This window comes from Virgibacillus sp. W0181, assembly GCF_051846915.1.
Lineage (GTDB): Bacteria > Bacillota > Bacilli > Bacillales > Amphibacillaceae > JBPYCR01.
Map to the genome: position 1 here is coordinate 1 of NZ_JBPYCR010000055.1, position 12,502 is coordinate 12,502.

Genomic DNA, 12,502 nt, shown 5'->3' on the forward strand with positions numbered 1-12,502 from the left:
TTTGTCGCCATGAGTATTGTGGGAATGAAAGGTGCGATTATAACAACTAATATCCATTTTTTTCAAAAAGAGAAGGATGGCTTATTAAGTGCACCCTTCTACATTAAATTTCGTTCCTATACCATTTAAAATGTTATTGATAAATCATAAATAAAATGAAATTCTAAGAAAAACAAAGAAAACAGGCGAACAAGTTAGTATATAGAGGGAGTATAAAAATTTTGCGCATAGCTGTCTAGCTCCAGCGCCCAGCCCCTCGAGGTCTTAAGCAATAACTCTTCGTGGCAAAACCGCCACTACGATTTCTTGCTTAAGCTTGTCGGGGCTTAACAGGGCGCTTGCGCTTTTCTTAATCTAAGGAGAAAAGATAGATGAATGAATACTTGGATTTAATTTATTATCTTATCGGAGTCAATTTTATTGGATTTTTATTGATGGGAATCGATAAACGGAAAGCGAAAAAACAGCAATATCGTATACCGGAACGTACATTTTGGATACTTGCTTTGCTTGGAGGCGCAGTTGGTTCATTTATTGGGATGCAAATTTTTCGTCATAAAACAAAACATAAGTCATTCGTTATCGGTATGCCATTTGTATTCCTATGCCAATTCGCAATTTGTTTTTATTTATTCATTTTGTCATAAAGGCTCGTCTATTGTCATATAAATAGAAGGTAGCAAGCAAATTGGAAGGGGAATGAAAATGGAGCATATGAGTCAATACATGGTGACATTTATTGAATCGGGCGGATTATTGGCTCCCATTTTATTTATTAGCTTTCATTTGATTAGACCGTTATTTTTTCTACCTGTTATGTTAATATGTATTTCAGGGGGCATGCTATTTGGCACAGTTGGAGGGACATTTTATTCTGTTATAGGTATTACGTTATCAAGTATTATTTTTTATGGATTTATACAAAACATGCCAAAAACGTTGCAGCGTCTACTTGTTTTAAAAGAGAAGCTGATTGGCAAAAGGTTTTTACTGACAACTTCTCAAATAGCACTACTTCGCCTTATTCCTTTTATACATTTTCATTTATTGTCTTTATGTTTGATTGAAGCATCAGATTCTTTTAAAGATTATATGAAATCATCCTTCATTAGCAATATACCGCTAGCTTTTATTTACACTTCAATAGGCCAGGCAATTTCCGGTCTCGCTCCGATTTACATGTTTGCAATCATTGCGATTAGTATTCCTTTCATATTTTTCATTCGTAGAAAAGAAACGTATATTAAATGGACCGACTTCTTCCAAATGAGTGCCTAATTATATAGGTTATGCTAACTGGATTAAACATGTTACAATCAAATCAAGTAAAGTAGAAATTGCTCAATGATGAAAAGAGGTAGAAACAATTGGACTGGAAACAGCTTTTTACTATGCAAGCCGAGTTGGATCTATATATAGCCCGTAAACATAATTTAATCCAACAAGATTTATTTGAAGAGAAATATTTGGCATTGCTTACAGAGCTTGGCGAATTGGCAAATGAAACGCGATGCTTTAAGTTTTGGAGTACAAAACCGAGGAATGAAACAGCTGTTATATTAGAGGAATATGTGGACAACATTCATTTTATTTTATCCCTAGGAATCGAACAAAGCTACTCATTTGAAACGATACGAGTAGAAGAAAAGAGCGTAACGGAAACAGAACAATTTAATGCTGTATTTGCAGCATGCAACACGTTTTATCAAAATCGATCGCGAACAAATTATTTAGAACTATTTGAGCAATATTTGCTACTGGGGAAAATGCTAGGTTTTAGTGAAAAAGATATTCACGAAGCATATAAAAAGAAAAATGAAATAAACTATGAAAGGCAAGATATCGGCTATTAAATATGGGAGGCAATGGTACATATGACTAAATTTGATGAAACGCTTATGATGTTAAAAGAATTAACTGATGCCAAAGGAATTTCCGGACATGAAAAAGAAGCTAGAGATTCCATGGAGAAATATATTAAACCATATGCCGATGAGGTATTTACTGACAACCTCGGTAGTTTAATTGCAAAAAAGACCGGTGATGAAAACGGGCCGAAAATTATGGTTGCAGGTCATTTGGATGAGGTTGGCTTTATGGTTACCCGTATTGATAAAAAAGGGTTTATTTATTTTCAAACTGTTGGCGGCTGGTGGAATCAGGTTATGCTCGCCCAGCGTGTAACAATTATGACGGCTAAAGGCGATATTACCGGTGTTATCGGTTCTAAACCACCACATATATTGTCAGCAGAAGCTCGCAAAAAACCAGTCGAAATAAAAGATATGTTTATTGATATTGGGGCTTCTAGCAAGGAGGAGGCTAGCGAGTTTGGTGTTCGACCGGGAGATTCCATTGTTCCTTATTTTGAATTTACGCAAATGAAAAATGAGAAAATGCTTATGGCAAAAGCATGGGACAACCGTATTGGTTGTGCAATTGCAATTGAAGTATTGAAAAAACTAAAAGATGAACAACATCCAAATGTTGTATACGGCGTTGGAACTATACAGGAAGAGGTCGGCTTGCGTGGCGCACGGACATCTGCACATGCCATTAAACCTGATATTGGGTTTGGTGTCGATGTAGGGATTGCCGGTGACACACCAGGAATATCCGATAAAGAAGCGGATAGTAATCTTGGGGATGGACCGCAAATAATTTTGTATGATGCCTCCATGGTTTCCCATAAAGGTGTACGAGACTTTATTGTGGATACAGCAGAAGAGCATCAAATACCTTTTCAGTATTCATCTATGTCCGGAGGCGGAACCGATTCAGGAGCAATTCATCTAACAGCAAATGGCGTCCCTTCCTTAACGATTACTATCGCTACTCGGTATATTCATTCGCATGCCGCTATTTTACACCGTGATGATTTCGAAAACGCTGTGAAACTAATCGTTGAGGCAATCAAAAAGCTGGATGATCAGAAAGTGAAAGAAATTATTTTAGCTTAAATATTTTATCGAACCGAATTACTCTTCAATATATAAAACAAAAAACGCTGTACCAATTGCTAGAGTGACCCTATAATATGAGACAGGAAAAAACACCCCCTATGTCGTATGTAACAATAATCGACAATTTAGGAGGTGTTTTTCTTTATGGGTAAAAAACGATTTTATCCAGAAGAAGTAAAACAAGAAGTAATTCGCATGAAGCTAGCTGGTGAATGGACCAACAAACAAATCATGGACAGGTTTGGGATTAAAAATAAAACGCAAATAAAAACTTGGATGAGGTGGTATCGCAACAATGAACACCACAGGTTGGTTCAACCTATTGGTAAGCAATATACCTACGGTAAAGGACCAGACGACGATAGTGAAATTATCCAGTTGCGTCGTAAGGTGACCTATTATGAAATGCGAGAAGAATTGTCGGGAAAGTACCTAGAAATCGAAAGGAAGTGGTACCAGAAGTTTTTATAGAAGTTGTTAAAGCTTTAAAAGATCGCTTTACGGCAACAGAAATTTGTGAATGCTTCGGAATCGCAAGATCAACTTACTACCGTTGGAGAAAAGTGATAACTCAAGATATTCCAGAATTACATCAATTAATTATTAATATTTGCAAACAACTCTCACAGCGTGTTGGTCACCGAATGGTCAAAGGTATTTTGCAAAAAGACCACAACATAAAGGTTAACCGAAAAACTGTACAAAAGGTGATGCAAAAATATGAGATTCAATGTCGTGTAAAGATAAAACGACAAAAATATATTGCAGGTGAAAGTAAAATCATTGTTCCTAACTTATTAAAACAAAATTTCAAAGCTGAAAAACCAAATCAAAAATGGGTAACGGATATCACGTATTTACCTTATGGGTCGAAGATGCTTTACTTATCTACAATCATAGATTTGTATAATAATGAGGTCATTGCTTATAAAGTCAGTGATTCGCAGTATGTTGATTTTGTTTTAGAAACGCTAAGAAGGGCTTGTAACGGTAGAGAGACTCATGAAGTTATCTTACACAGTGATCAAGGAGCTCAGTACACATCCTATGCCTTTCAAGCACTAGCCAAAGAAAACGGCATTACCACAAGCATGTCCCGCAAAGGCAATTGCTTTGATAATGCCGTAATTGAATCCTTCCATTCCTCGCTAAAGTCGGAAGAATTCGCCACTCAATTAAGAGCGACACTAACAACTACTATTGTATTAGAAAAAGTAGTAAATTACATGTATTATTACAATTATATACGACCTTTTTCAAAATTAAATTGCCACAGCCCTGTAGAATACAGGACTGTGGCAGCATAGGTGTTTTTTCTTGTCTCATTTCCCTGGGTCAGTTCATGCTGAAGGTACGGCGTTCTTTATGCTAAATAATGTTTCATCACTTTTTGCACGTAGTTTTTTGTTTCGGTAAAAGGTGGGATCCCCTGGTACTTGTCTACATTTCCGGGACCTGCATTATACGCGGCGAGGGCTAATTCAATTTTTCCGTTGTACTTGGCAAGCATTTGGTTTAAATATTTTGTACCACCATCAATATTTTCTTGAGGATTATATGCATTTTGAACGCCAAGACCTTTCGCTGTATTCGGCATTAATTGCATTAAACCTTGGGCGCCTGCTCCGCTTCGCGCGCGAACATTATAATTTGATTCTGTTTTTATAACTGCATGAATCAGCTTTTCATCGACTTGATATTTCCGTGCAGATTCTGTTATGTAATGATCAAATGACGAAGAAGGAAGTGTATTCGAAACTTGATTGTCAATTGCTGTTAACGGCGTAACGGACTGGTTCATTGCCGTTGCTTTATTTATGTTTTGCTGAAGCATTTGTTTAAATGGAAGGTCAACAATTGGCGAATGAACAGATAGTGGACCACTGTTCGATGTCAGAATAGATAACGCTTGTTTCTGAATCAACTGCTGTATGTGATTAATGTTCATATTAATCTCCTTTGATTACAGTAATGTTAGGTTGTTTATATCATACGTGTAATACGGTTTTATAGCAAGCACAAAATAAAATAACCTGGTCCAATAATCGTCTACTGTACCAAGTTATTATATTCATATTATTGTTCTCTATTGCTAATTCGCAATAATTGAAATGACAAGGAAATTATTTTGTGCAATCATGTTTAGATTTTTAGTTGGTCGTTGCCTGTTTTACCCCGAGCTCCAATGTTTGAATCATGTCATCCCGGTCCTGCTCGGTTGATTGCTCCCAAATAAGTTCAAACAAAACACCGAGCCCAGGAAGCATTTTCTCTTCTCCCTCTTGTATGGCTTCAACAATTGTAGCCTCAAGCTGCTTCTGATCATTTGTTTTAATATTGTCGATAATTGCTTTACGTAAGTTCAAGTCCATTTTGTGCCCTCCCTAACTTGTAGATCGTTTACGCATAGTTTGACCATTTCACATGGAAATATGTATGATAAAGAAAAATAACGTATAGGATTGAAAAAAATGATAACATCGTTACAAAATAGTAATGTGAAGCAATGGCGAAAACTGCAAGTGAAAAAAGAAAGAATGAGAACGCAGAGCTTTTTAATCGAAGGCTTTCATTTGCTTGAAGAAGCTTGGAAAAGCACGTGGAACATTAAGCAAATCGTCATCTGTGAAGGAGTCTCCTGCCCAGATTGGTGTCATGAATATCCTTTGTTCACATGTACGAAGGGTGTTTTTGAGTATATTACGGTTACAGAAACACCTCAAGGAATTGCAGCAGTCGTAGAAATGAAACAAGAGAAGTATGCTAATGATGGCTTTGTCATCTTACTTGACCGTGTACAAGACCCTGGAAATGTAGGAACAATCATTCGTACTGCAGATGCTGCCGGATATTCAGCAGTTATAGCAGGAGAAGGGACGGTAGATATTTTTAACGATAAAGTCGTTCGGGCTACACAAGGTTCATTATTTCATCTACCTGTTGTTCAGGCAAATCTCCAGGAAGAATTAAACCGACTAAAAAATAAAGGATATACAATATGGGCTACAGCCCTTTCCGGTGCAAGTGACTTTACACAAGTGGCAAAACAGGACAAGATTGCGCTCATTGTTGGGAATGAAGGGGCGGGAATTCAACAAAAAGTATTAGAACTGGCAGATGCAAACGTGAAAATTCCAATATACGGACAAGCAGAATCGTTAAATGTCAGTGTAGCAGCCGGGATACTCATGTACTATTTGCGCAGTTAACTTGCAAGCTTTAACTGAATTACATATAATAATAAAAGATACAATTAAATATGTTACAAGCAATGAAAGGGTCAAGTAGCAATTACACGAGCGTTACAGGAAAGAAATGCCGCAGACTGAAAGCATTTTTATCGTTCAGATTGTTATGATTCACCCCGGAGCTGACACCGAGACCTTAAATCGTAAGTAAAGGTGTTCTGGATGAATTTCCATTATCAATAAGAGTTGGACACGATTAATGTGTCAACAAGGGTGGTACCGCGAAATAACAGCCTCGTCCCTTTTTTGGGATGAGGTTTTTTTGTTTTTTGAAAATTAAGGAGGCAAATATTCGTGAAAGAGCAATTAGAAGCAATAAAAAAGGAAGCTTTGGAAGCAATTGATCAATCACAATCCGTGAAAGGTCTTCAGGAACTGAATGTTGCTTATTTAGGCCGTAAAGGTTCACTGACCACTGTTCTCCGAGGAATGGGGCAATTATCGAAAGAGGACCGTCCTGTCGTCGGTCAATTGGCTAACGAAGTAAGAGGTGCAATTGAAGAAGCTTTAGATGAAAAGCAAGAGATACTTGATCACGTAGAACTAGAAAAACAATTGGAAAACGAAACAATTGATGTAACATTGCCAGGACGACCGGTGAAAGTAGGCGGCCCCCATATATTGACTTCCATTATCGAGGAAATAGAAGACATATTTATTGGGCTCGGTTACGAAATAAAAGAAGGACCAGAAGTTGAAACGGATTATTATAATTTTGAAGCATTAAACTTACCTAAAGGACATCCGGCCAGAGACATGCAGGACACATTTTATATTACGAATGAACTACTTATGCGAACACATACATCACCAGTTCAGGCACGCACAATGCGTGCATTGGAAGGAAATAGACCAGTCCGTATGATCTGTCCGGGTAAAGTGTATCGTCGGGATAATGATGATGCGACCCATTCCCATCAGTTTACTCAAATAGAAGGGCTTTATGTCGATAAAAATGTCCGCATGAGTGATTTAAAAGGAACATTAAACACATTTGCAAAAAAAATATTCGGCGAAGATCGTGAAATTCGACTTCGTCCCAGCTTTTTTCCTTTCACAGAACCGTCTGTCGAAATGGATATATTGTGTAAAGTTTGCAGTGGGAAAGGCTGTTCTGTCTGTAAAAAAAGTGGTTGGATTGAAATATTAGGCGCAGGAATGGTGCATCCAAAAGTATTGGCCATGGCAGGATACGATCCCGAAGTCTACACCGGATTTGCTTTCGGTATGGGGCCGGATAGAATTGCCATGCTGAAGTATGGCGTTGACGATATTCGTCACTTTTATAAAAATGATGTTCGTTTTTTAAAACAGTTCCATAATGCATAGAGGAGGGTATAGATCGTGTTAGTATCATTAAATTGGTTGAAAAATTATGTTGATTACGGCGATTTAACTGCTGAATCGCTCGCGGAAATGATTACAAAGTCCGGAATTGAAGTTGATGGCATCCATTACGTTGCGAAAAAAAGCGAGAACGTAGTCGTAGGTTATGTAACAACTTGTGAAAAGCATCCGAATGCTGATCGCTTAAATCTTTGTCAAGTCGATGTCGGAACGGAAAAGTTACAAATTATTTGTGGTGCGCCAAATATCGCACAAGGACAAAAGGTAGCAGTTGCAAAGCCAGGTGCGGTTTTACCGGGCGATTTTAAAATAAAAAAAGTTAAATTGCGCGGAGTTGAGTCAAATGGCATGATTTGTTCCTTACAGGAGCTTGGGGTAGAAGAGAAATATATGCCAGCGGATATTGCTGATGGAATTGTTGTGCTGCCGAACGATGCGAAAATAGGAGAAAATGCAGCTTCAATACTTAATCTCGACGATGCCGTCCTTGAGTTTGATTTGACTCCAAACCGGGCAGATGCGCTAAGCATGTTTGGCGTTGCGTATGATGTAGCCGCCATTTTGGATGTACCGATGCAATTTCCAGACGAAACGATTGATACAGCTAAGGAAAAGAGTACGGATTATGTTACTGTATCGGTGGAAGACGATCAATTAACCCCATATTATGGTGCGTTCGTTATTAAAGATATTGAAGTAAAAGAAGCTCCTTTATGGATGCGTAATTATTTAATGGCGGCAGGTGTTCGTCCGATCAATAACGTTGTAGACATCACAAATTTCGTCTTGCTTGAATATGGACAGCCGCTACATGCTTTTGATTATGAACGAATGGATTCAAATAACATTCACGTTCGACGTGCCCGTGAAAAGGAAGCCATTACGACATTGGATAACCAGAAGCGAATACTTTCAACCGACGATCTCGTAATTACAGATGGAGAGAAGCCTATTGCTTTAGCAGGTGTGATGGGTGGTGCGGATACAGAAGTACATGACGGGACAAATACTATTTTACTGGAAGCAGCATATTTTGATCCAGCTTCTGTTCGGAAAACAGTACAGCATACCGGATTACGGAGTGAAGCAAGCACCCGCTTTGAAAAAGGGATAGACCCTAATCGGGTAAAACGGGCCGGCATTCGGGCATGCCAGCTGTTTGCACAATATGCAAATGGAACGGTGTTGTCCGATGTTTCCGAAGTGGATGCACTTGATCGCACAGAAAAAACAGTAAAGATGGATACAACAACTGTAAATAAACGACTTGGAACAAGTATAAGCACAATCGAGATTAAAGAAATTTTAACTAAATTGCAATTCTCATACGAATGTGAGAATGATTCGTTCACTGTTTCGATACCTACAAGACGAGGCGATATTACCATTTTTGAAGATATGCTTGAAGAAGTTGCCCGTATTTATGGATATGATCGTTTGCCATTTACTTTACCAGCAAATGCATCGCAACCGGGCGGGTTATCTTACGAACAAAAATTGAAACGGAAAGTAAAAAATTATTTACAAAGTACCGGTTTAATGGAAACCATTACGTATTCATTGACGAAAAAAGAGATGGCCGATTCATTAATTAGTCCAGAAGTGATGAAAAAGTCGCCTAAGCCGATCGCGCTCTCAATGCCGATGACGGAAGATCATCACTATCTACGTTTAAGTATTTTGCCGGAGTTATTGCAAACATTGGCATACAACCGGGCACGCTCCCAATTCAATAATGGATATTATGAAATTGGTTCCATTTTTATAACAGATGAAAAACAATTAACGGCACAGCCAACAGAGTTGCAGCGGCTATCCGCAGCACTCACCGGTACTTGGGTAGACCATAAATGGCAACAGGAGCATAAACAAGTAGATTTTTATGTTTTAAAAGGAATTGTTGAAGGGTTAATGCAGTTTTTAAATATTCCTTTTACGCTTGAGCAGGAGAGATTGCCTGATATGCACCCGGGAAGATGTGCGGTTATTACTGCCGCTACTGGAGATGTCATTGGTTTTATCGGACAAGTACATCCGGCATTTACCAGAAAACTGGATTTAAAAGAAACGTATGTTTTTGATCTTAATATGGAAAAAATAATTGAACTAACTGATGATACACCTACGTATGATGTCATACCTAAATATCCATCGATTATGCGAGATGTGGCTTTCGTTGTTGATATGGATACCGTGGCCGGGGACGTGAAAGCGGAGATAGAAAGAATTGGAAGGCCGCTTGTACAAAGTGTCGATGTATTTGACTTATATACAGGTGAAAATGTGGCCGAAGACAAAAAGTCACTCGCTTTTAGTCTTCAGTACCAACATCCTGAAAAAACGTTAAAAGATAGTGAAGTAGATGCATCTGTTAAAGAAATTATTAGAAACGTTACGAATACGTTTGCTGCAACTTTGCGTATGTGAAAATAAAAAGAATAAATTAGTATTAATGTTAAAAGCCGTTTCATGCAAACAAGCATGAAACGGTTATTTAAAAGATAAGAATGTATATAATTTTGTGCATAGCTGTCTAGCTTCGACGTACAGGATGTTCTAGTGCAGGCGGAGCCACAGGACGTGGCGTTCTAAGCCTGCCAGGCCAGAAACTAGGCGACTTCCTGCAGCGCCTTGCGATAAAGAAGACTTGCCGATGGCTTTAGACAGAGGCTTAGTCGCCCTTATGCCCTTGGGTGAAAGTCATCATCGATTCCATAAGGTAAGGGAGGGCCAACTAAATACGGCCTTTGCGGCCAACGTTGGCATACCCCTTATGCAGGGGCATGATTCTTTTATCTTAGTTGCTTCAGTCCAGTCGCTACGTTTCTAGGAAGGTCGCTTGCGCTTTTCTTTATAAAATACAGCTGGTCAACTCATTCTTATCAGCTTTTTCGCTTTGTTTGTATTGGCAAAGTGAATTTTTGCACAACTTTCCAGTACGGTTTCTCCTTTTGTTTTCATTATATTTGCAGCTAACTGGTCGACTTTATTTGAGGCTCCTTTTAATAAACTATATCCGAGGTTTTCTGAAAGTTTATCCATTTCCTTTAAAAAGCTTGCCCTCGCAATGACGGATGCAGCAGCTACAGCAGTCGAAAAGCTTTCCGCCTTCGTTTTATAAAAAGTTTTTGGCAGTACTTGTTTATTTTCAGACGCAAGGTACTTCTTATAAATCTCCGGTTTACAAAACTGATCAATTACAATAGCGCTGTAAGGCAAGCATGGAATTTTTTTAAGCAAGTTTTGAATTGCATGATGATGCATCATTGCCTTCATCTTTCCTTGTGACCAACCTGAATGCTGTAACGAATTATACTTTTTGTTATGTAAAACGAGTAATGAATAAGGGATAGAGCTTTCGGCAATTCTTTTGGCAAGTATTTTTACTTGCTCATCGGTTATTTTTTTTGAATCTTGAATACCCCAGCTCTTCAGCAGTGGAATTTGCTCGTCGGTTAGATATACTGCCGCCGTTGTAATTGGTCCAAAATAATCCCCTGTTCCTGATTCATCGGAACCAATATGGCTACTCGTATAAATATCAGAGGCTGGCTCATTAACTGCAACGGCTCGTTTTTGGGGGTATGGTTTGTTAACCGAATCTGTTTGTGTCAACCACTGGGATGCTTCTTTTTGTGGGGAATTACCCTGAAACATTACTTTTCCGGACTTATATGCAGTGATAACAGCATAATTGGTTTTCGCACGAAAAATAGCTCCCGGCGGTGGCGGGGTTTGAACATTAAGGTATTCTTTTTTCATTTTTTCAATTGCTTTTAGTGAAAACTGGTACACTTCCTGGGCCATGTTAGTCGCTCCATTCCAAATTAATATAAACTATAGCAATTGAACTAGTCCACCTTAATTTTTTATAAAAATTTGAAGATGGAAATTCCTGGGTCATGGGTTCTTTTGAACCCAACATTATCAGGCTACCCCCGCAGTCCCTGCGGTTGTTGACAGTATATTTTATTTAGGCTGCTTTTCCTTTGGAAAGTAGCCTCTCTGCTTCTTTTTTAATATTAATAGCTACATTAATGTCTCTGTCGTGCGTGGTATGGCAATGCTCGCAATTCCAAATTCGAACTACTAAATCTTTTACTTTTGAATTTTTGGTATCGCAAACAGAACAACGTTGTGACGATGGAAACATCGTTCCAACTTTGATGAGTTTTTTGCCGTACCATTTGGCCTTATATTCCAACATGCTTGCAAATTCAGACCACGACGCATCTTGTATGGATTTGCTCAGCTTTTTATTTTTAATCATGTTGAACACACTTAAACTTTCAATGCCGATGATGTCGTGGTTTTTGACGATATCGGTTGATAGTTTATGTTGAAAGTCTCTTCTTTTATTAGCGGCCTTTTCATGAATCGTGGCCACTTTACACTTCTGCTTATACCAGTTGGAAGAACCGTAAATTTTGCGTGACAATTTGCGTTGTTCTTTGGCTAACTTCTTTTCCAGCGAACGAAAATAGCGTTCGTTGTTGATTTTGTTTTTATCTGAATCAATCACAAAATGTTCCAACCCCATATCAAGGCCAATAACGCTTTGCGTTTTTGGTAGGTATTCAATGTATTCTTGTACGCAAACCGATACAAAATATTTACCTGAACTGTTCTTCCGAACGGTTACATGTTTAATTTTTGCATCGGCTGGAATATCTCGGCTTTTAGAAAAGCGCATCCAACCTATTTTAGGGATTCTAATTTTATTGTTTATTATTTGGATGTTGTTATTAACCATTTTTGTTGTATAGGATTTTACAGGGTTCTTTTTACTTTTGAATCTAGGAAACTTGTTTTGCTTTCGTCGATTGTAAAATTAAGCTAGACAACTAAAAAAGTCATTCGTGGTACACTCGATATGTGTTTCCAACCACAGAAAACATAGGAGTGATCACAAATGACCTACACCCATCTTACCACGGATGAACT

11 protein-coding genes and 1 pseudogene are annotated in these 12,502 nt (G+C 38.3%); 8 read left to right on the forward strand and 4 right to left on the reverse strand.

Annotation, left to right across the window (positions count from 1 at the left end; genetic code table 11):
- Positions 1-371 precede the first annotated feature (371 nt).
- From ACLIBG_RS14980 to ACLIBG_RS15000, 5 genes are all read left to right on the forward strand, one after another.
- The gene (locus ACLIBG_RS14980; RefSeq protein WP_439313569.1) at positions 372-647 is read left to right on the forward strand and encodes a DUF1294 domain-containing protein; all 276 of its coding nucleotides are present in this window, start codon (positions 372-374) and stop codon (positions 645-647) included.
- 58 nt (positions 648-705) lie between these two features.
- Positions 706-1,278, forward strand: coding sequence for a TVP38/TMEM64 family protein (locus ACLIBG_RS14985; protein ID WP_439313570.1), 573 nt, complete (start codon positions 706-708; stop codon positions 1,276-1,278).
- A gap of 89 nt (positions 1,279-1,367) precedes the next feature.
- A complete protein-coding gene (locus ACLIBG_RS14990) occupies positions 1,368-1,853 on the forward strand; it encodes a dUTP diphosphatase (RefSeq protein WP_439313571.1) in 486 nt (161 codons plus the stop codon).
- A gap of 21 nt (positions 1,854-1,874) precedes the next feature.
- Entirely contained in the window at positions 1,875-2,960 is a 1,086-nt protein-coding gene (locus ACLIBG_RS14995; protein WP_439313572.1) for a M42 family metallopeptidase, read from the forward strand.
- Positions 2,961-3,107: 147 nt separating this feature from the next.
- Positions 3,108-4,270 (forward strand): IS3 family transposase gene (locus tag ACLIBG_RS15000; protein ID WP_439313573.1). Its coding sequence is split into 2 segments (ribosomal slippage): positions 3,108-3,384 and positions 3,384-4,270, totalling 1,164 coding nucleotides; the frame shifts between segments, so codons are not numbered across the junction.
- Positions 4,271-4,326: 56 nt separating this feature from the next.
- On the opposite strand, the gene ACLIBG_RS15005 is transcribed toward ACLIBG_RS15000, so the two are convergent.
- Positions 4,327-4,911, reverse strand: a complete 585-nt coding sequence (locus tag ACLIBG_RS15005; RefSeq protein ID WP_439313574.1) for a lytic transglycosylase domain-containing protein — start codon at positions 4,909-4,911, stop codon at positions 4,327-4,329.
- A gap of 202 nt (positions 4,912-5,113) precedes the next feature.
- Complete coding sequence (gene sspI / locus ACLIBG_RS15010; RefSeq protein ID WP_439313575.1) at positions 5,114-5,335, reverse strand: small acid-soluble spore protein SspI; 222 nt, start codon at positions 5,333-5,335, stop codon at positions 5,114-5,116.
- A 99-nt stretch (positions 5,336-5,434) separates the two neighbouring features.
- Here sspI and ACLIBG_RS15015 point away from each other — a divergent pair, with 99 nt between their 5' ends.
- From ACLIBG_RS15015 to pheT, 3 genes are all read left to right on the forward strand, one after another.
- Complete coding sequence (locus ACLIBG_RS15015) at positions 5,435-6,172, forward strand: TrmH family RNA methyltransferase (protein WP_439313576.1); 738 nt, start codon at positions 5,435-5,437, stop codon at positions 6,170-6,172.
- Between the two features lie 333 nt (positions 6,173-6,505).
- Positions 6,506-7,540, forward strand: coding sequence for a phenylalanine--tRNA ligase subunit alpha (gene pheS, locus ACLIBG_RS15020; protein ID WP_439313577.1), 1,035 nt, complete (start codon positions 6,506-6,508; stop codon positions 7,538-7,540).
- 15 nt (positions 7,541-7,555) lie between these two features.
- Positions 7,556-9,985, forward strand: a complete 2,430-nt coding sequence (gene pheT / locus ACLIBG_RS15025; protein WP_439313578.1) for a phenylalanine--tRNA ligase subunit beta — start codon at positions 7,556-7,558, stop codon at positions 9,983-9,985.
- Positions 9,986-10,426: 441 nt separating this feature from the next.
- Here pheT and rnhC read toward each other — a convergent pair whose 3' ends face one another.
- Positions 10,427-11,365 (reverse strand): ribonuclease HIII, encoded by a 939-nt coding sequence (gene rnhC / locus ACLIBG_RS15030; protein ID WP_439313579.1) that lies wholly within the window; start codon positions 11,363-11,365, stop codon positions 10,427-10,429.
- A gap of 166 nt (positions 11,366-11,531) precedes the next feature.
- A pseudogene (locus tag ACLIBG_RS15035) lies at positions 11,532-12,377 on the reverse strand (RNA-guided endonuclease TnpB family protein); the annotation flags it as partial.
- Positions 12,378-12,502: the final 125 nt, after the last annotated feature.